The sequence below is a fragment of the Lysinibacillus sp. FJAT-14222 genome (assembly GCF_001278875.1).
Classification (GTDB): Bacteria; Bacillota; Bacilli; order Bacillales_A; family Planococcaceae; genus Lysinibacillus; species Lysinibacillus agricola.
Map to the genome: position 1 here is coordinate 342,880 of NZ_LIYL01000021.1, position 20,749 is coordinate 363,628.

Annotated in this window: 18 protein-coding genes; 9 read left to right on the forward strand and 9 right to left on the reverse strand. The window is 38.1% G+C overall.

Annotated elements, in window-relative coordinates:
- Positions 1–10: 10 nt before the first annotated feature.
- The 3 genes from AN161_RS28205 to AN161_RS11290 form a co-directional block, all read right to left on the reverse strand.
- Positions 11–865: a proline/glycine betaine ABC transporter permease gene (locus tag AN161_RS28205; protein ID WP_053594442.1), complete on the reverse strand. Its 855-nt coding sequence runs from the start codon at positions 863–865 to the stop codon at positions 11–13.
- Positions 858–2,057: a glycine betaine/L-proline ABC transporter ATP-binding protein gene (locus AN161_RS11285; RefSeq protein ID WP_053594443.1), complete on the reverse strand. Its 1,200-nt coding sequence runs from the start codon at positions 2,055–2,057 to the stop codon at positions 858–860. Before AN161_RS11285 ends, AN161_RS28205 begins: the two co-directional genes overlap by 8 nt.
- Before the next feature lie 159 nt (positions 2,058–2,216).
- Complete coding sequence (locus AN161_RS11290) at positions 2,217–2,852, reverse strand: TrkA C-terminal domain-containing protein (protein ID WP_053594444.1); 636 nt, start codon at positions 2,850–2,852, stop codon at positions 2,217–2,219.
- Positions 2,853–3,189: 337 nt separating this feature from the next.
- On the opposite strand from AN161_RS11290, the gene AN161_RS11295 reads away from it, so the two are divergent.
- The 4 genes from AN161_RS11295 to AN161_RS11310 are packed head-to-tail and all read left to right on the forward strand — an operon-like array spanning position 3,190 to position 6,709.
- The gene (locus tag AN161_RS11295) at positions 3,190–3,921 is read left to right on the forward strand and encodes a GTP cyclohydrolase II (RefSeq protein WP_053594445.1); all 732 of its coding nucleotides are present in this window, start codon (positions 3,190–3,192) and stop codon (positions 3,919–3,921) included.
- A 15-nt stretch (positions 3,922–3,936) separates the two neighbouring features.
- Entirely contained in the window at positions 3,937–5,046 is a 1,110-nt protein-coding gene (gene ribD / locus AN161_RS11300; RefSeq protein ID WP_053594446.1) for a bifunctional diaminohydroxyphosphoribosylaminopyrimidine deaminase/5-amino-6-(5-phosphoribosylamino)uracil reductase RibD, read from the forward strand.
- Positions 5,043–6,128, forward strand: a complete 1,086-nt coding sequence (locus AN161_RS11305; RefSeq protein ID WP_053594447.1) for an FAD-dependent monooxygenase — start codon at positions 5,043–5,045, stop codon at positions 6,126–6,128. Before ribD ends, AN161_RS11305 begins: the two co-directional genes overlap by 4 nt.
- Before the next feature lie 17 nt (positions 6,129–6,145).
- Entirely contained in the window at positions 6,146–6,709 is a 564-nt protein-coding gene (locus AN161_RS11310; protein WP_053594448.1) for an HAD family acid phosphatase, read from the forward strand.
- Between the two features lie 65 nt (positions 6,710–6,774).
- On the opposite strand, the gene AN161_RS11315 is transcribed toward AN161_RS11310, so the two are convergent.
- From AN161_RS11315 to AN161_RS11335, 5 genes are all read right to left on the reverse strand, one after another.
- Positions 6,775–7,542 carry an IclR family transcriptional regulator gene (locus AN161_RS11315; RefSeq protein WP_053594449.1) on the reverse strand — a complete coding sequence of 256 codons (768 nt, stop codon included), beginning with the start codon at positions 7,540–7,542 and terminating at the stop codon, positions 6,775–6,777.
- Positions 7,543–7,622: 80 nt separating this feature from the next.
- A complete protein-coding gene (locus AN161_RS11320; RefSeq protein WP_053594450.1) occupies positions 7,623–8,765 on the reverse strand; it encodes a CoA transferase in 1,143 nt (380 codons plus the stop codon).
- Positions 8,766–8,783: 18 nt separating this feature from the next.
- Positions 8,784–9,590, reverse strand: a complete 807-nt coding sequence (locus tag AN161_RS11325; protein ID WP_053594451.1) for an enoyl-CoA hydratase/isomerase family protein — start codon at positions 9,588–9,590, stop codon at positions 8,784–8,786.
- Positions 9,591–9,653: 63 nt separating this feature from the next.
- Positions 9,654–10,730 carry an acyl-CoA dehydrogenase family protein gene (locus tag AN161_RS11330; RefSeq protein ID WP_053594452.1) on the reverse strand — a complete coding sequence of 359 codons (1,077 nt, stop codon included), beginning with the start codon at positions 10,728–10,730 and terminating at the stop codon, positions 9,654–9,656.
- Positions 10,727–11,881 carry an acyl-CoA dehydrogenase family protein gene (locus AN161_RS11335; RefSeq protein WP_053594453.1) on the reverse strand — a complete coding sequence of 385 codons (1,155 nt, stop codon included), beginning with the start codon at positions 11,879–11,881 and terminating at the stop codon, positions 10,727–10,729. The genes AN161_RS11330 and AN161_RS11335 overlap by 4 nt, the downstream gene beginning before the upstream one ends.
- A 220-nt stretch (positions 11,882–12,101) precedes the next feature.
- Here AN161_RS11335 and rpoN point away from each other — a divergent pair, with 220 nt between their 5' ends.
- Positions 12,102–13,439: an RNA polymerase factor sigma-54 gene (gene rpoN, locus AN161_RS11340; RefSeq protein WP_053594454.1), complete on the forward strand. Its 1,338-nt coding sequence runs from the start codon at positions 12,102–12,104 to the stop codon at positions 13,437–13,439.
- Between the two features lie 96 nt (positions 13,440–13,535).
- On the opposite strand, the gene AN161_RS28775 is transcribed toward rpoN, so the two are convergent.
- A complete protein-coding gene (locus tag AN161_RS28775) occupies positions 13,536–13,751 on the reverse strand; it encodes a hypothetical protein (protein WP_143114731.1) in 216 nt (71 codons plus the stop codon).
- A 242-nt stretch (positions 13,752–13,993) separates the two neighbouring features.
- Between AN161_RS28775 and AN161_RS11345 the strand changes: the two genes are divergently transcribed.
- The 4 genes from AN161_RS11345 to AN161_RS11365 all read left to right on the forward strand — a co-directional run bounded on the left by AN161_RS11345 (position 13,994) and on the right by AN161_RS11365 (position 20,564).
- Entirely contained in the window at positions 13,994–15,409 is a 1,416-nt protein-coding gene (locus tag AN161_RS11345; protein WP_053594455.1) for an amino acid permease, read from the forward strand.
- Positions 15,410–15,577: 168 nt separating this feature from the next.
- Positions 15,578–17,224: a sigma 54-interacting transcriptional regulator gene (locus tag AN161_RS11350; protein WP_053594456.1), complete on the forward strand. Its 1,647-nt coding sequence runs from the start codon at positions 15,578–15,580 to the stop codon at positions 17,222–17,224.
- Between the two features lie 575 nt (positions 17,225–17,799).
- Entirely contained in the window at positions 17,800–19,128 is a 1,329-nt protein-coding gene (locus AN161_RS11360) for an aspartate aminotransferase family protein (protein ID WP_053594458.1), read from the forward strand.
- Positions 19,129–19,166: 38 nt separating this feature from the next.
- The gene (locus tag AN161_RS11365; RefSeq protein WP_053594459.1) at positions 19,167–20,564 is read left to right on the forward strand and encodes an aldehyde dehydrogenase family protein; all 1,398 of its coding nucleotides are present in this window, start codon (positions 19,167–19,169) and stop codon (positions 20,562–20,564) included.
- The last annotated feature ends 185 nt before the right edge of the window (positions 20,565–20,749 follow it).

A 20,749-nucleotide genomic window follows, 5' to 3' on the forward strand; every position in this document is an offset into this window, starting at 1 on the left:
GCCTCTTTTTCTAAACGGCTTTCTTCTTATTAAAGCTTTGCGTTAAGCGGTCTATAACAATGGCGAAAATTACGAGACCTAAACCTGCAACAAAGCCATTCCCAACCTGTGTACGTTGTAGTGCCGTTAATACTTCACGTCCTAGACCAGGTGCACCAATCATTGAGGCAGTTACAACCATTGAAAGTGATAGCATAACAGTTTGGTTAATCCCTGCCATTATAGTTGATTTGGCAAGAGGGATTTCTACTTTAAATAGTTTTTGCCTTGAGGTACTACCATATGAATCCGCAGCTTCCACTAATTCTTTTGGTACTTGGCGAATTCCTAGGTTCGTCATTCGTACAGTTGGTGGTAGGGCGAAAATAACGGATGCAAATACGCCAGGTACAATCCCAATACCAAAGAAGGCAACGGCAGGAATCAAGTACACGAAGCCAGGCATTGTTTGCATGAAATCGAGTATCGGCTTAATTATATTTTCTGCTACAGTTGACTTAGACATTAGAATGCCAAGTGGAATACCTAAAATGATTGAGATGATACTTGAAAAGAGCACAAGTGTAGTTGTTTCCATCAGGTGTGTCCATAAGCCTTGATTATAGATAAATAACAAACCAATTAATGAAAACGTTGCGAGCCCAAATTTTCTGCCGGTAACGAAAAAGGCAAAAATGACAACAAGTAAAATAAGAATAATAGCAGGTACGCTAACTAATAAATCAGTGACCTGATTCATGAGTAGTTTTCCATTTTTTTGAATCAAGTTAAAAAACACTGAAAAATTACTCGTCAACCAGTCCATAACTGATTCTACCCACGGTCCCAGTGGTATAGCTGGGATATTGTCTAAAAAATTATTCATGTGCAGCTGCCTCCTCATCGCTAGTTGAAAGTGCTTCGATGACAACGCCCCGGATGAGAACACCAAGTAAGCGTTCATCTTTTACAACTGCAATAGGAGTAGGAGAATTATAAATCATACCTAATATATCCTGTAAAAGCATATCTGGTGGAACGGTTAACATATCAGATTGAACAATTGAATGTACCGTTTGTTCTTGTCTTTTAGCAGCAGCCCGTGCGTCATCAGCAGTAATATAGCCTTTTAAATGTCGATTTTTGTCAACAGCCATTAGTAAACTAACCGTTTCTTCACGCATTCTTTTAAGTGCTACGGTCGGTCCATCTACATCTACGTTGACATATATAGGCCGAACCATGGCATTTTCAGCTGTTAATACTTTAGAGCGATCGACGTCTTCTACGAAGGTTTTAACATAATCATTTGCAGGATTTGTTAAAATTTCTTCTCCAGTACCAATTTGAATGATTGAGCCATCTTTCATAATGGCGATACGATCACCAATACGTAATGCTTCATTCAAATCGTGGGTGATAAATATAATCGTTTTTTTCAATGTGCTTTGTAAGTCGAGTAATTCATCCTGCATTTCTTTACGAATTAATGGATCGAGTGCTGAAAAAGCTTCATCCATTAGTAATATTTCAGGATCATTTGCAAGTGCGCGCGCTAATCCAACACGCTGTTGCATACCGCCCGATAATTGACTCGGATATTGGTCTTTATAAGCGAGTAAGCCTGCATTTTCGAGAGCCTGCTCCGCTTTTGATTGACGTTCTTCCTTTGAGATGCCTCTAATTTCAAGGCCATATTCAGTGTTTTGAAGAAGTGTACGATGGGGGAATAAACCGAAGTTTTGAAAGACCATACTCATTTTGTTTCTTCTTACAATACGTAAATTCTCTTTGCCCATTTTAGAAATATTTTCTCCATCGATATAAATATTTCCGCTTGTAGGCTCAATGAGGCGGTTTAAAAGTCGGATAAGTGTGGACTTCCCACTTCCTGATAATCCCATGATAACGAAGATTTCACCCTCATTTACAGTAAAACTTGCATCGTATACACCAACAGTTGCACCTGTTTCTTTTAAGATATCAGTCTTGCTTTTTTGTTGCTTGACGAGTTCTAATGCTTGAGGAATATGTTTCCCAAAAACTTTGGAAACATGTTCCACTTTAATTTTTTCCAATAGAACCACTCCTTTCGTAGATCTATACTATTTGAGGATAATGATACCCAAAAATAAACAAGTAACAACTTAACACTAACAAAGAGTTGTTACTTTTGTCAAATCGACAAATGAGAAAAAATCCGTTTAAACGCTGTTATATCAGCGTTTAAACGGATTTTAATTTGGATATAAAAAGCTCTGTACTCGAGCGAAACTTTCATCATTACCGACAAAGTAAATGATATCTCCTTCTTCAAACGACACATATGGACCGGGTGATAATAATAATTCATTGCCACGACGAATTCCGACAATTGTGCACGATGTATTTTGCCAAAAATTTAGACCTTGTACTGTTTGATGGATGCAAGGACTTTCAGCTGTCATCTCTAATTGATAAGGGATAAATGGATTGACAGATCGGAAATGTTCAGTTCGACTAATAAGCTGTTTGGTCTTATCCTGCAAGTTTATTAATTCTTGGTGTTGCTTCTGGATACTAGTCATAAGCTCATGTTGTAGTTCATGGACAGATTGAACATCATGGAATTGTCGGACAAAATGTGCAGCCTTTTCATATGATTTAATAATAACCCCACTGCCTTTTGAGGCCTCCACAATTTCCAAGTCTTGCAAAACAGCAATCGCTCTTCTTGCAGTTTCCGCAGAGACATTGTATTGGCTGGCTAGAGATGATCTCGCATAAATTTTATCGCCAATTCGATATTTTCTTTCCACGATTTTTGAGGCTAGATCGACAGCTATTTGCTGGTATTTTGGCTGCTTCACCTGCACATTTTTTTCTAATTGCATTCTAAACTTCCTTTCGATATTACAGTTACCACAGCTTATTATAGACTAGCCTGCACAGAAAAAATAGCATCTCCATAAGCTATTAGTATATGATAAAAACGTCATGTAGCAGTTTTTGTTTCTTATTAATTGTTTTTAACATCGTTCAGCAAATATTTTTGTAACGAAAGTGCCACGTCAGTTGGCCCAAAGCTTCTAGCGGATTAAAATAGAAGCTGATGTTTGACAGTTCTTAGTTATTATTATAAACTAAGTTACGTTATGTAAGTGATGTGGAAATACAAGTACTCAGTTAGTAGATTTAGCTAGCTGTTAACAATAGAAGGTTGGAGAAAATATGACAATTACTACTAAAGTTATGGATATAGTGAAAGACAAAATGACAATCGTGAAGCAATCTGAAACTGAAAGCATTTGCCTAGTTGGTCCAGTGAAATTACCGGTAAAACAGGGTGAATTTTCAGAGACATTTCAATGGTATAACTGGTTAAAAGTAGATGCGAATCTATCAAAAGAAGAAATTATTGATGGATTAGCAACTGCAAATTTAGCTTTTTTACAGCAGTCATCAGTGCTTGTATATGGAGATTTTGCACGTGAAGAGGATGCTTTAATTCGCATGCACAGCATTTGCCATACAGGTGATATTTTTGGGAGCCAGCGCTGTGATTGTGGTTATCAATTACATGAATCGATGAAAATGATTGCAGAGCACGGCTGTGGTGCTATTTTCTATTTAGCAGATCATGAAGGTCGTGGCATCGGGCTATTCTCGAAATCTCTTGCTTATTTACTACAAGAAGAGGGGTTAGATACGGTTGAAGCAAACCATGCTCTTGGCTTCCCAGATGATACTCGTTCTTATGAAGATGCCATTACTGTATTAACTGCACTTCGTTCAAAACCAGTTACACTGATTACTAATAATCCGAAGAAGCTTGCCGCATTACAGGCGCATGGCTTAACAGCAGAAGGACATGTCCCATTGTGGGGAGGATTAACGGAGACAAATCGTTTTTATTTAGACACAAAAGTAGAGAAATCTGGACATTTGCGCGAAGAGAAGTGAGTGGGGGAAACTAACATGACAACAGATGAAAAATATATGCAGCTAGCACTTGATTTAGCTGCTAGTGCAAAAGGGAATACGAACCCTAATCCACTTGTAGGGGCTGTAATCGTGAAAGACGGTGTAATTGTTGGAACAGGTTTACACAGAAAAGCAGGTGAACCCCATGCAGAGGTGCATGCATTCCGTATGGCAGGAGAACATGCTAAAGGTGCAACACTTTATGTAACTCTTGAGCCATGTTCACATTTTGGAAAAACACCTCCTTGTGCAAATTTAGTGAAGGATTCAGCAGTTAGTCGTGTTGTTGTAGCAATGCAAGATCCTAATCCTACTGTAGCTGGGCGTGGTATTCAACTATTACGAGAAGCGGGTATTGAGGTAGAGGTGGGTGTTTTAGAAGCTCAAGCTCGCCGTTTAAATGAACGCTTTATTCACAATATGCTAACAAAACGACCATTTATTATTTCAAAATACGCGATGACCTTAGATGGCAAAATAGCTGCCCACACAGGACATTCCAAGTGGGTAACTGGAGAGGCAGCACGTGAAGATGTTCACCGTATTCGTCATGAGGTAGATGGAATACTAGTTGGTGTTGGTACTGTTTTAGCCGATAATCCATCCTTAACGACAAGGTTAAAAGAAGATTACGGAAAAAATCCAGTACGCATTATTATGGATAGCTCACTTCGTACACCAGCTCATGCCAATGTTCTAAATGTAGAAGAAGCTAAAACGATTATTGTTTGCAGTGAGGATGCAAGCTCAGAAAAAATAGCAACAATAAAAGAAAAGGGTATAACGGTAATGCCAGTTCGCAGCGATGAAGAAGGGCTTATGATTGATGATATGCTTGAAAAGCTTTATCAGCATGGTATTACTGATATTTTAGTAGAGGGCGGAAGTACCGTAAACTCTTCATTTTTACAGCAAGGTGCTATTAACAAATATATGATTTACATAGCGCCAAAGGTTCTCGGTGGTCGGTTATCATTAACACCTATTGCTGGTCAAAATCCGTCTACCATGGATGAGGCATGGGATGTAGAATTTTCTTCGTTTGAGCAGGTAGGGCAAGATTTACGTATTATTGCGTATCCAAAGAAAGGTGAAGAAAAGTGAATTATCAAGCAGATGTTTGTATCGTAGGGGCTGGGCCAGGTGGAGCACTTCTTTCGCACTTACTAGCGAAAAAAGGTCTTTCCGTAATATTACTGGAACAAAACGCAGCACTTGGGCAGGCATTTCGCGGAGAGCATTTAAACGAGGAGGGCGAGGCTGTTTTAAAAAGTCATGAGCTTTTTGAAGCAGTCGAGGCGCTCGGCTTATTACGTATGGGAAAGCTTGAATATTACACAGAAGGTAGAGCATTTAAAACCATTTTGCCTGATAAAGTTGTAGGACATTTAGGTATTCATGTGCCGCAAACAAATCTATTAAAGGGTATTTTACAAGAAACACAGCATTTTCCGCACTTTTCTTGTTTCCTAAATACTAAGGTGACGAAGCTCATAGTTGATTCTTCGGGCAGATATACGGGTGTAATCGCAACAAGAGATGGAGAAACAATTGAAATTAGTAGTCAGTTAATTATCGGTGCTGATGGTCGTTACTCTACTATTCGTAAGCAAGCGCATATTGACTTTCAAAAGCGTAAACATGGCTTTGATTTACTGTGGGCTAAAATTCCTGCCCCACAAGGTTGGGAGCCATCGATAAAAATGGCATTAATCGGTGATAAGCAGCTATCATTGTTCACACAAGTAGGTGGGTTCATTCAAATCGGCTGGAATATTGAACAAGGAAGTTTTCCTCAGCTCAGAAAAAAAGCATTTACACCATTTATCCAACAGCTTACGGATCAATTTCCAGAATTATCTGATACTGTTATGGGACATATAAAATCTTGGCAAGATTTCGTATTGCTCGATGTATTCAGTAGTCATAGTAACTCTTGGGGAACAAAGGGACTTGTACTATTAGGTGATGCTATTCACACGATGACACCAACAGGAGCATTTGGGCTTAATAGTGCACTCAAGGATGCAGAATGTCTTGCGTCACTATTAAATAAAAATACGCTTGCTCATTTTGACGTACAAGATTTTCAACAAATACGCGAGCAAGACATTGAGGAAGTATTAGCGAAGCAAATTGAAAAAGAGCAAACATTCGCGGCTAACTTCATAAACAAGGCTTCTTGAAGGGAAGAAAAAACTAGATGAAATTTGGCTTTGATATAGATGACACACTTATTGATTTACGAGCACACGCTTTTTCACTCTATAATACAAAACTTGGCAAAAATGTTGCACTAGAAGCATTTCAAGCTTTGCAAAGAGTTGAAATTCACGAACCTTTTGGATTAACAGATGCTGAAGGATCGGCGATGTGGAGTAGTTCATTAGAGGAAATTTATTTTACGGATTGTCCTTCTTTTGAGGGAGCACTAGAAACGCTCCAAGCTTTGGCACAGCAGGGACATGATATATATTATATTACCTCGCGTCCCAAACAGCATTGTAAGCAAACAAGTGAATGGATGAAAGCACAAGGATTTCCAATCACAGAAGGTCATTTTTTCTGCGGAATGCAGGATACAGAAAAAGTGGCAATCATCAAAGAGCTAGCTTTAGATGTTTATGTAGATGATAAACCAGCTGTATTAGAAACACTTCAAGATGTGAAAACAAAAGTAATTTTAAAAAATCAATCGTATAACCAGCATGTTGAACTGCCACGCTTAAATCATTGGCATGACTTTTTAGAATTAGTAAATAATTAAAGCACTAAACCCGAATAGATATCACTTAAAAAAGTGAACCTATTCGGGTTTATTCATTGTTTCGATCAATACAATTGCTTTTCGATGTCTAATGCAACGCTTTGAATGGTTTCAATTAACTGATTTTCATCATAGTCGCTGTAGCGTATTTCTGGTATGACCAGTGTCACGGATGCGATGATTTGGTGAGAAGCATTTAAAATCGGTGCTGACACAGAACATGCTCCACGCACACGTTCGCTATTACTTTTCGCATAACGTTGTAAACGGATTTGCTGTAATTCCTTCAACAACTGCTCTTTTGAAAGTAATGTCTTATCTGTGATGGGTTCAAGACTGATATTCTCTACATATTCTTCAACATTTGGCATAAATGCGAGCAATATTTTAGATGATGCACCTGCATAAAGGGGAGAGGTGTCACCAACAAACATTTTCGTTGAAAGCGGATATGTTGAATCATAGTTTAAAATACATCGTCTCTCCAATCCATCAATAATATTCATGGAAACACTTTCGCCGATTTCTTCGTTCAGCTTTTTTAAAATAGGTTCTGCGACAATGATAAGACTTGATTCTTCTTTTACTAAATTTCCTAAATAGAGAAGTGAATGACCTAATTGATAGCGCTTTGTACGCTCATCTTTGTGAAGAAAGCCTTCGTACACAAAGGTAGAAACGAAACGCTGTAAACTGGAAATGCTTATCCCTGTTTTTTTACTTAACTCAGTTAGGGAAAGGCTAGGCTCATCTTTTGTGAAAGCTTTTAACACTTTAATAGCTTTGTGCAACGATGACATTGTATAGTTTTTTTCGAAAATCTCTTGATTCATCCCGTCACCTACGTAATAAAATAATTTTCCTCGACATCCGTCGGAGCATTTATCTTCATAAATTCTATTATAGCGTAATTTTATTTTTGTAGAGAGGACTTTTGGAATTCATTTGTATGTTCTCCAAGTATCGGTGGTGCTAATTTATATTGAATAGTTAAATCAGAGAACTTTAACGGGTTTTTGATGAATCTGATTGTACCATATTGTTCGTGCTCTATTTCACCAATCATGTCGCGTGCCATAAATTGCGGTTGTTCTAGTGCTTCAGCAATCGTATTCACACGTCCTCCAGGGATTTTGTATTGTTGTAATAAGGTAATCCATTCATCCCGTTTTTTTGTCATTGTCATGTCAGTAATCATCTGAACTAGCTCCGCTTCATGTTGCTTGCGCATCGTATTTGTTAAAAAGCGCGGATCATTGGCCCATTCTTCACGTTTCAACATCGTGCAAAACTTTTTAAATTGTCCATCTGTACCAACGCAAATCATTAAGGGGCCATCCTCACAATTAAATACTTGATACGGAGCAACATTATTATGACGATTACCTAGACGTTCTGAGATAAAGCCTGTATTTAAATAAGCGCTTGCTACATTCGCTAAGCTACTCATTTGAATGTCTAATAAAGCTAAGTCAATAAATTGCCCTGTATTTGTTTGATCGCGCATTCGTAGAGCGGCTAAAATACTAATGACAACATAATTAGAGGTTAAAATATCTGCAATAGGAACACCAACTTTTGTTGCCTCTCCTTCAGCTGAGCCAGTGACATGCATTAAACCACTCATTGCTTGAATAACTGGGTCGAAGCCTGGTTCGTGAGCAAGAGGACCAGTTTGACCGAATCCTGTTACTGCACAATATATGATTCTTGGATTCACTTTTATTAGTTCCTCATAGCTTAGCCCCATCCGCTCCATATCACCCGTCTTAAAATTTTCGAGTACGACATCCGCATCTTTGACAAGCTCTTTAAATCTTTCTCTGTCTTCTATTGTTTTTAAATCTAACGTGATAGATTTTTTATTGCGATTCGCACATAAATAATACGTGCTTTGTTCATTCACAAATGGTCCCCAGTCACGCATACTATCAGAGCCATCCGGATGTTCAATACGAATTACTTCTGCCCCTAAATCGGCCAACATCATGGAGCCAGCAGGAGCAGCATATACACGTGATAAATCTAACACTCGAATATTTTCAAGAGGTTGCATTGTTCTTCCTCCTACACATCATTTATAAACAGGCTTACGTTTTTCTACGACTGCGCTTACACCTTCTTTAAAATCATCTAGCTCTGTTACAATGGCCATCTGTGATGAAATATAGTCAAGCGCAGTACGTAAATCCATCTTTTGACTTTGATAAACAGCACGCTTAATGAATTGTAATGTCGTGGTTGGGCGACTCGCTAATTCCTTTGCATAATTTAATGTGTATTCGTCAAGTTCATGGTCTTCTACAACAAATGTCACAACACCTTTGTCCTTTGCTTCATCAGCAGTTAATACACGAGCTGTCCAGAACATATCCAATGCTTGATCGATGCCGATTAATTTTGGTAAATAATAAGCGCCACCATCGCCCGGCACGATCGCAACGTTAATATAGCTTTCTGAGATCTTTGTAGATTTTGCGGCAATCCGTATATCGCACATTAAGGCCATATCAAGTCCTGCGCCCATTGCAAACCCATGTACCTGTGCAATAACAGGCTTATCAATTTCTTCAAGGAGAAGGGGGATACGCTGAATCTTTTTCCAAAGAGAATTTTTGCGTGCTAAACCTGTTGAAGAGATATCGTCCTCGCTTTGGAAAAATCCTTCACCAGCTTGCATGGCCTTAATATCGCCACCAGCGCAAAATGATTTCCCATTACCTTTTACGATGACGACACGAATATCCTCTGAATCACGGACATTTTCAAGGGCTTCAATCCATTTAGAGATCATTTCTTCACTGAAAGCATTGTACGCCTCAGGTCTATTTAATGTAATTGTGGCAACATGGTCTTGCACTTCAAAAAGTAAATCAGTCATTGCTAACACTCCTTATCTTGTCATTAGTAGTTTGTCACAAATTAATTTTGATTATTGAAGTCTCTATCCTTCCACTTTGAGAAGGGGAGAGCTTGAGCTAAATGATGTTAAATATCCCCATAGACTATCTCCGCTATTTTCCAAGAGTTGTGTTGCGACCAAATTAGTCCAAGAAGAGGTGCTAGCACCTTCATCGCGCCAAGACCAAAGTCTGCGTGTAAATTGATGCAAACTATGTTCGTGTGTTGTACCAATTGCAGCGTGTACTTGATGTGCAATGGTTGTCACTGTTTGAATGATTTCTTCAAAACGAATGCGGGCGTATGCAACCTCACTATTTTGTTTGTTCATCTGAAGGGCTTCTGTTACATTATTAAATGCTGCTAATGCAATAGCCGTTTCACCTGCCAAATGTACAATATGCTGCTGAACGAGCTGAAAGCGATGAATCGGACGACCGAATTGCTCACGTTCTTTTGTATATTGAACAGTTAAGTCATTTATTTTATCGATGGCACCAGTCATCAGTGCTAATTGAAAGGCTGTATTGAGTGTTGTTATAGCGTGCATCTTGTCAGGTGATAACACAGCAGATACTTGGGAAACATTAGCATGATGGAATATCGCGGTATCACGAGGTTCGCCTGCTAAATTCGTACCATGCTTAATTTCTGCTTGGCTTAAATCTATTTCTACAAGATGTGTACCCTCCAAGCTATGGGCAAGTGTCACTAGGTGTTTTGTATGGCGTGCCCAAGGGATTTGAATCGCCTCTCCCGTTAATTTGCCATTCTCTAACGTAAAGGCTTGGTTAGGGCAGAGCATATACGTCGCCAAATCCTCAATTACTTGTAAACTAGTGAACTCTAATAAATAATTTGCAAATGTTGTTTCTGCGAATGGAATCGGTGCAGCGTATTTTCCAGTTAAACGCACAATATTCAATAAATCCTCTATATCGCCACCTGCACCTCCATTTTCTTCTGTAATGGCTACAGCAGTCATACCGTTTTCTTTAAACAGATCCCATAGTTCTGGTGCCCAATTACCTTGTTCTACTGTATCGACTAAATCTTTATCCACTTTTTCTTTTAACATGCGCTCTACAACATCAACGATCATGTCTTTCATTTCACTCATTGTGCTATAACCCCTTTCGCTACAACGCCATATAATACCTCTGAAGTTCCTCCTCGAATTGTAAAACCTGGTGCATGCAAAATGGATTCAGCCATAAAGCGATCGATTTTACGATGCGCGTCAAGGGTTGGATAAGTTTGGATGATTAAGCGTGTGATTTCAGGAATACTTTGCTCGAATTTCGTCCCGAATGCTTTTACAAGTGCTGCGGGAATAGATACGTCTTCACTATTACCAGTTTCTAAAAGCTGGGCTACTCCAATTGACAAATTCCGTAGACTCCAAAGACGGGCTACAATTTTTGACGCTTGTTTTAAACCTTCTAAATTGTTTTGGCGCTTTAACTCTTGAATAAGCTCATCAATTAATGGGAATGTACTCAATATTCGCTCTGGGCCACTGCGCTCAAAGGCAAGCTCAGCTAAACCTTGAGCCCAGCCATTACCAATTTCTCCAACTACCATATTGTCAGGTACAAAAACATTGTCAAAGAACACTTCGTTGTAATGATGTTCACCAGTTAAAAATTTAATGGGAACAACGGTTACACCTTCTGCATGTAAATCGACGATTAACTGACTAAGCCCTGCGTGTTTATTTTTACCATCAAAAGCACTTGTACGTACTAAAGTAACCATATAATGGCAAAGATGAGCATTACTCGTCCATATTTTTTGACCATTGACTAACCAGCCACCTTCTACTTTTTCAGCACGTGTACTGACTGAAGCTAAGTCAGACCCACTATTTGGTTCACTTAAACCTATGCCAAAGTAGCATTCACCTTTTACAATTTTCGGTAAGAAATATTCACGCTGCTCTTCTGTCCCATATCGTAAAAGAAGTGGTCCTGTTTGGCGATCGGCAAACCAATGAGCTGCAACTGGAGCACCAACGGCTAAAAACTCCTCCGTTAAAATGTATCGATCAATAGTACTACGCTCTTGGCCACCATATTTTTTAGGCCAAGTTAAACCAATCCAGCCTTTTTGACCAATTAATTTAGAGAATTCTGGATCATCTCCACTTAGCCAAGAGTCACATTTAGACGTGAAGGTCCCTTTTGCTAATTCATCTTGTAGAAATGTTCGGACATCTAAGCGAAATTGTTCCTGCTCTTGTGTAAATTGCACAGTTGGTAAATGAAACATTTCATCACTCCTTTTGTTTTACCGTAATGTGGTAACTATTATTGTATATGTGTATTTTATGATGACTTATTAATGTAGTCAATTACTTTTTTGGAATTATTAGAAAATTCTACGGAGGAATAGAGGAATATCTAAATAAAATAAAAATTTAATGAAAAAATGGAAAAACAAAGAATAAACATGTTACTATGTAGAAAATTCTGTCATGGAGGTGTAGGGTATGCAAATGGCTATCAAAACTTCCCAAAAAGTAATGCAAGTTTTATCAGCGCAACTAGTACAGCACTTAGAAATACTGCAATATTCATCCAATGAGCTAGAACAATTTATTTATGACAAAGCTAATGAAAATCCACTGTTAGTTGTCACTGACGCAACGGTGAAAAGTCAATATGAGGAAATTATGCAATTAGCAAGCTATTCCTTAAAAAGTTATACTGCGCAAAATAATGGATTGCTAAATAATTCATTTAATCCTATTGAGATGAAACTTGCTGCAAAAGAAAGCTATGAGCAGTTTTTATTGGAACAAGTACCTATGCATAAAAATTTATCTTCAGTAGATTTAAAAATCTTAACGTTTTTAATTCAATCCTTAGATGATCGTCTATTTTTAGATGTTGATTTAGAAATTGTTGCACATAAATTTAAAACAAATGTTTTGCATGTAGAGGCACTATTGGATTTACTTCAAACTTTCGAGCCAGTAGGAGTAGGAGCGCGTAATTATAAAGAGTATTTACTTATTCAAGTGGACAGGGATGCACTTGCACCAAAATGGACCTCCCAATTTATCAAAACGGATTTAGAGCTAGTGGCAGCGCAGAGCATTAAACAGTTAAGTAAAAAGTATAAAACTTCTACACAAGAAGTGAAGAAAACTGTCCACTATATAAAAAATTTAAAACCGGTGGTGACAGGAGATAAATTCGAAACGATTCCATATGTCATTCCTGAAATCGAAGTAGAGAGATTGGGGGAGGAATGGCTGATTAAATTAAATCGTGGCTATTTACCAATTGTTTCAATCGATAAACATTATGTTGAAATTTTAAAAAACGAACCAAATTGTAAAACATATTTTCAAAACACAATGAAAGATGCTCTTTTATTATTACAAGGAATTGAACAACGTGATAAAACACTTTACGAATTAGCTAGATTGTTAGTGGAATTGCAAGAGGATTTTTTCTATAAAGGAATTGAGGCAATAAAGCCTATGCGGTTAAAAGATGTAGCTGACATTTTAAATCTACATGTGTCTACGATTAGTCGAGCTGTTCGTGGAAAATATATCAAAACCTCTCAAGGTGTCTATGCTTTACAATCGTTGTTTACAAAAGGAGTAATGAATATTTCAGGGAAAATGGATTCTATTATGTATATTAAAAAGCGACTCAAACAGTTGATTGAAGCTGAGGATAAACAAAAACCTTTAACAGATCAGCAGATTACAAATATTTTAAGTACTGACGGTATCCATATATCCAGACGGACAGTAGCGAAGTACAGGGAAGAAATGAATATTATGAGTTCATTCAATCGAGTATATGGATAGAACAAATGATGCAAACGAACTGTTAATGATGTGTTTTTGCATCAAAATTTCGAAATCGCATATGAAAGATTCATAGATTTTTCTCACTCAGTAATTTTAAGGCTCTTCGCAAAACGAGGGTTGATTTCCGTTCCGACTGGGCGCTTTGTTGCTGCCGCTACGCTTTCGCACAGATAAAACAATTGTTGCTGTCGCTACGCTTTCGCACAGATAAAACAATTGTTGCTGTCGCTTCGCTTTCGCGCAGAGCGGAGCTTCCTGGAGGCGTCCGATGAGCCGCTTCACTCGCGTTCCTCTATCGCTGATCCCCAAGGAGTCGCCCAGTCTCCACTCCAATCAACTTATTAAAAATACTACGTTTTATAAAATGTCATCAACAATTTTTGGTGATAGGACAACTTTTAAATACAACAATAGATGTACAGATTGATAATTTTTTGGAAATTTTAATAATTGAATAGGTTTGGCATCAGAATTGCTCATTAAACAGTAGACATTGAATTAGAGGAAAGGGGCTAGTAAATGTCTACATAAAACACTAAAGGGGTGGTTTAATGGGAGCTTTGCAAAAATCACTGAAAACACGGCATATTACAATGATTTCCATTGGAGGGGTTATTGGTACAGGGCTATTCGTCGGGACAGGGAAAAATATTTTAAGTACCGGCCCAGCAGCGGTGGTTTCATATACGATTGCGTGCTTACTCATAGTTCTAATCATGCAAATGGTTGGGGAAATGGCATCAGGAGAAATAGTATTAGGGAAGAAATCAGGTGGTTCGGCAGAGTTAGGTTCATTTGCTTCATATGCAGGAAAGTATATTGGTCCATGGGCAGGTTTTACAGTAGGCTGGCTTTATTGGGCAAGCTGGGTGTTTATTGTAGGGTTAGAAGCAGCACTCATAGGGGGAATGTTGCATAATTGGTTTCCGATGATTCCAACTTGGCTAGGAAGTGTAGGCATAACATTATTGATGACAATTATTAATATTTATTCAGTAAAATCATTTGGTGAGTTCGAATATTGGCTTTCCTTCGTTAAAGTTACAGCTATTGCCGTATTTTTAGTAGTTGGTATAGCAATGATTTTAGGCATTTGGCCAAATTATGAACCGAAGGGGTTAGGTATTTTAACAGAATTTGGTGGATTTGCACCAAATGGTATTGTCCCAATTTTAACCGCAATTGTTTTTGTCATTTTCTCAATTTGTGGTGCTGAGGTTGCAGCCATCGCGGCAGCAGAGTCTGAAAATCCAGCGAAAAATATTGTTCGCGCCATTCGCAACGTTGTATTTCGCTTAGGTTTATTTTTCGTAGGTTCAGTAGCCATTATGGTTTTGATTATACCTTGGAATGATTCAAAAATGTTGGCAGCACCTTACGCAAATATTTTAACGATAGCGGGGCTTCCTATTGCTGCTCAACTAATTCAAATCGTCATTTTTATTTCACTTATCTCTGTTTTAAATTCCGCTCTTTATACAAGCTCACGTATGTTACTTGAAATGTCGCGTCAAGGGGATGCACCAAAAATATTCTCGCAAATTAAAAATCGTCGGGGTGTACCTGTACCGGCTATTATTGGCAGTACAGTGGTAGCGTATATTTGTGCGATGCTATACTTCATTTCACCTGAAGTCATTTTCTATTTTTTGGGTAATTGTGTTGGAGGATTAATGATCGCTGTTTATATTTTCATTGCTATTTCACAAATTCGTTTCCGGCGTTATTATGACAAGGTTTCAGATGAGCCATTAGCGATTAAAATGTGGCTATTCCCATACCTATCGTATGTCGCAATTGGTATATTAACAGTCGTTTATTTATGCCAAGCCCTCATCGGATCTTTACGCTCTCAATTCTATTTAAGTACATCAGTATTAATTGGCTCAGTTGTATTGTTCATGATTATGCGAAAACTGTCGACAAGATCAGCGGAGCAAATAGAGGAAAAGCTTGCCTCGGAATAGAATGTTATAAAAATACAAAAAATTCGCAACATTTCTGCGAGATATCAAGCCTTGAAAGAACTTACAGGATGCTTTGGCACCTTTTAGGCTTGCAGATGCCCCGTAGAAAGTGAGCGAATTTTTTTGTATTAATGAAGAAGTTTTAAAGTTCAAGAGGGAGTGGTCTATATGCCGATAACTCAGCTTCATAAAGATGAACATTTTTTTATTGTAAAAAATGGTGAAGTAATACTTAAAAGTGATGTCCAAATAGAGATTCTTGAAAAAATAATAAAAAAATATAGTAAAGGAACGGAAACGTTTGAGGCAGAAGGTTATTTTATTCATGTACTAGAGACTTCACAAGGAAGCTTATTTCATGTCAAACCATTCATGCAGTTTAGCCATATTGATTTTATGAATCCACTATCAAATAAAGTATTAAACTCCATATCAGATGGCGTTACAATATGCGATCGCGATGGAAAAATACTATTTCAAAATGATATTGATATTGAAATTGTTGGTATCAATTTAATGGGAAGATATGCAAAAGACGTAATTGCTGAAGGATTAATGAGTGATTCAATATCGATGAAAGTAATTGAATCAAAAGAAAAAGTAACTATTTTACAAACGTTCATTAATGGAAAATGCTTTTTAGTTTCTGGCAAGCCAATATTTGATGAATATGGTGAATTACAATACGTAGTAGCAATTACACGTGATATGACACAATTAAAATTGTTAGAGAAAGAAGTAAAAAAATTAGAAGTCCAAAACGAGAATTTTAAAAATAAGCTACAAGCCTTACATACTAAAAAATCAACAAAAAGTAGTTTAATAGCCGTGTCTTCTGCAATGATGCAGGTTGTAAAGCGTGTTATGAGAGTTGCAGAGGTAGATTCTACTGTATTAATTGGTGGTGAATCGGGCGTAGGTAAAGAAGAAATTACAAAGCTTATTCATGCAAATAGCCGACGTAATCATAAGCAAATATTAACGATTAACTGTAGTGCTATTCCAGAAAATTTATTAGAATCCGAACTTTTCGGCTATGAGGCGGGAGCGTTTACAGGAGCGGCAAGAGGTGGAAAAGCAGGGTTATTTGAGATTGCATCAGGTGGTACAGTGTTTTTAGATGAAATTGGAGAGATGCCCTTGTTACTACAGGCGAAATTATTACGTGTGCTCCAAGAATCAGAGGTTCAGCGTATTGGTAGTGGAAAGCCTATTCCTATTGATGTACGCATAATCGCTGCAACGAATCGCAATTTAGCGGAGATGGTGAGGCAAGGTGATTTCCGTGAGGACCTATATTATCGTTTAAACATTATCCCGATTGAAATTCCACCTTTAAGGCAACGCCGTCAAGATATTATCCCACTAGTCAACCATTTTTTAGCTATAGTTGGAGAAAAATATGGCATCCATCGGACGATTGAGTCATCTGCTATGAAAATATTAGAAACTTACGATTGGCCAGGAAATGTACGTCAGCTTAAAAATATAGTGGAGCGTATTTGCTTACTAGCAACGCAGCCAGAAATAACAGCGTATATTGTGCAACAAGAGTTGGATAGTAACCCGACTATTGTACGTGATGTAGAAAATCCTGTACAAATACAAAATATCCAGGAAACGGTTGTAACTCCAAAGTTTAGTGGCACATTAAAGGATCAGGTGGCCGCGTTTGAAAAGCAAATTATTAAGGAAGCTTTATCTAAATATCCAAGTATAAGACAAGCTGCTAAATCACTTGGCTGTGATCAGTCAACATTGGTACGTAAAATACAAAAGTTCCAATTAACGAAACAAATTTCATATGAGGATTAATGATGTATTTTTGCATCAAAATTTCATTCCTGCACAATAAGATGTAATATTGCAATACTCAATGATTCATACAAGGAAAATGAAGAAAAGCATCATTAATATGTTAATAGATATCGAAGAAAAGAGGCATTTTCAAAAAAGAAAGTGTCTCTTTTTCATTTTGTTGCAGTTGCTGTGAATGTTCCTTCATTCTCATAACGTGTGGTTGATTTCCGTTCCGGCTGGGCGCTTTGTTGCTGTCGCTTCGCTTTCGCACAGAGCAGAGCTTCCTGGGGGCGTCCGATGAGCCGCTTCGCTTCGCTGCAGGGTCTCGGGCCAACAGGATGTTGGTCACGAAGGCGTTATCACAGGACGTGATGCTCTTAGCCTTCGTTCCTCTATTGCAGATCCCCAAGGAGTCGCCCAGCCTCCACTCCAATCAACTTATATTTATGGTATACGTTTTAACAAAATCATTCCTTTCTTTTAGAAATTAGTCAAAAAATTACAACACATTAAAAAAAATTTCATCGGTTGGCACGAGAATTGCTATTAAAAAAGTGTATGAAATTTTAAACGAAAAGAGGTTGGTATTTATGACAATTCAACTAAAAGAAGAGTTAAAAACGTTAGATCAAAAGCATTTTCTACATCCAACAACGTCGATCGAGCAACAACAAACACAAGGTCCAGCAGCCATTTTTACAGAAGGGAATGGCATTTATTTAAAAGATATTGAAGGGAATATCTACATTGATGGCATGTCTTCTTTATGGAATGTAAATGTTGGGCATGGTCGTAAAGAAATTGCCGAAGTCGCAAAGGAGCAAATATCTACATTAGCCTTTAGTTCCTGCTTCGCATCATTTAGCAATGAACCAGCTATTCGTTTAGCGACGAAAATTGCTTCATTGACTCCGGGCGACTTAAACACTGTATTTTTCACTTCAGGCGGCTCAGAGTCGAACGATACAGCGATTAAATTAGCACGTCATTACTGGTTACTAAAAGGACAGCCAGAGCGCCAAAAAATTATTTCACGTACCCATTCATACCATGGTGTAGCAATGGGTGCTACAAATGCGACAGGCTTACAGGCATTTCGTGACTTTACGAATTCGCACGCACCTGATTTCCACTATGTATACAGCGAATCCGTACGTAATTTACGTGAAACGATTGAAGCGTTAGGCCCTGAGACTGTGGCAGCATTTATTTCTGAACCTGTACAAGGTGCAGGTGGGGTTAATATTCCACAAAAAGATTACTTTAAAGAAGTGCGAAAAATTTGTGATGAGTACGGTATTTTATTTATTGCAGATGAAGTCATTACCGGGTTTGGTCGGACAGGTAAATTTTTCGGTATGGAACATTACGGCGTAGTGCCAGATATGATGTCATTCGCTAAAGGAGTTTCAAGTGGTTATGTTCAACTTGGTGGTGTGGCAATATCCGAAAAGCTGCATCAAGATCTTTGCGAACTTTCTAAAGGGACATTAATGCACGGATATACTTACAGCGGTCATGCACTAGCTTGTCAAGTTGGGTTGAAAAATATAGAAATCCTCGAGCGTGAAAATCTAGTTGAAAATGCTGCAAACATGGGCGATGCCATGTTAGAAGGATTCCAAGCACTGCAAGAAAAATATAGCTTTATCGGACGCGTGCGTACTCTTGGATTACTTGGAGCCATTGAATTAGTAAAGAGCCGTGAGACAGGTGAATTGTTTGAGTCTCCTCTTAGTCCAATTTTTGTACAAGAAACGATGAAACGAGGTTTAATCCTACGAACGGTCACGTATGATCAAGATACAGTTGTTTTTGCCCCACCTCTCATTCTATCAAAAGTAGAATTAGACGAAATGTTACGTATTTTAGACGAGACATTTGAGCATATACGTAAAACAATTGTTGAAAAAGTGTAATGTCGACAAAAACGATCACTATTTGAAGGAGGAGTTTTATGACAACTATCGTTAGAGAAATACGTGAACAATTTAATCCAGCTCGACCATCTCAATGTATTGGTCAAGTTGAGCTTTTAACAATAGATGAAACGAAAGACGTTATCGTTGCAGCTCAGGATGCATTTGAGGGTTGGAAAAATACGTCTTCTGTTGCACGTGGAGAGATTTTACGCGTGACAGCAGATTTGCTAGAGAAAAATATTGATAAAGTAGCTGAAATAGCTTCGAGTGAAATGGGTAAAACGAAAAATGAAATGCTTGGTGAAGTTAAACGTGGTGCTTCCATTTTGCGTTATTTTGCACAAGAAGGGATGCGTGCAACAGGTGAGGTGCTACCGTCAGCCAATGAAGCGAAATTATTGTACACAACGCGTGTACCCCTTGGTGTCGTTGCCGCAATAACTCCTTGGAATTTTCCTGTCGCTATTCCTTTATGGAAAATTGCACCCGCATTGGTGTACGGCAATACAGTAGTTTGGAAGCCTTCTATTGAAAGCGCTTTAACCGGTAAATTAATAGGAGAATTATTTGAACAGGCTGGCTTACCAAAAGGCGTGTTAAATGTTGTGCAAGGCCGTGGTTCAAAAGTGGGGCAGGTATTATTGGAGGCACCTGAAGTAAAGGCGATTACATTTACAGGTTCAAATAGTGTGGGCCAAAGCATTTTAGATACTGCTGGATCTACTAATAAAAAAATTCAGCTCGAACTTGGAGGGAAAAATGCAGCGATCATTTTAGCTGATGCCAATATCAATCAAGCTGCAAAATTAACGATAGAAGGCGCGATGAAGCAAACGGGACAGCGTTGTACAGCAACTAGTCGAGTGTACATTGAGGAAGCAGTTTATGAAAAGGTAGTAGAGCAGTTAATTGAAGAAGCTAAAAAAATTGAAGTTGGTGTCACGATGGGGCCAGTGTCATCTAAAGGACAATATGATTCTATATTATCCGCCATCGAGAAAGCAAAAGTTGAGGGAGCAGAGCTAGTATTTGGCGGTGGTCCTACAAAAGGTATATTTGAAGGATACTATATAGACCCAACAATTTTTACGAATGTAACTCATGAGATGTCGATTGCCCATGAAGAGATTTTTGGACCAGTTTTAGCGGTCATCAAAGTAAAAGATTATGAAGAAGCGATTCGATTATCGAATGATTCTAATTTTGGATTGAGTGCTTCTATTTATACTAATAACATTCCGAAAGCATTTGATTTTATTAACCGTAGTGAAGTAGGACTTGTACAGGTTAACGATGAAACAGGTGGAGCTGAGCCTCAAGCGCCGTTTGGAGGAATGAAAAACTCAAGTACCGGTGCCCGTGAGCAGGGGCAGGCAGCGAAAGAGTTCTTTACAACGTTTAAAACTATTACGATTGGCACAAAAAGTGAGTAAATGAAGGAAGTTTAGGATAGAAGACAAAAAAATATACGTCACATATGCTTCGGTGTAATGGCCCAGATTTTTCTCAAATTGTACGCAATCACTTTAAAAAAATCTGGGGCATCCGCTCGAGGCATTAACTTTATACACAAAAATAATTTTTTGATTTTAAATTTATTAAACGAAAGAAGGTAGAG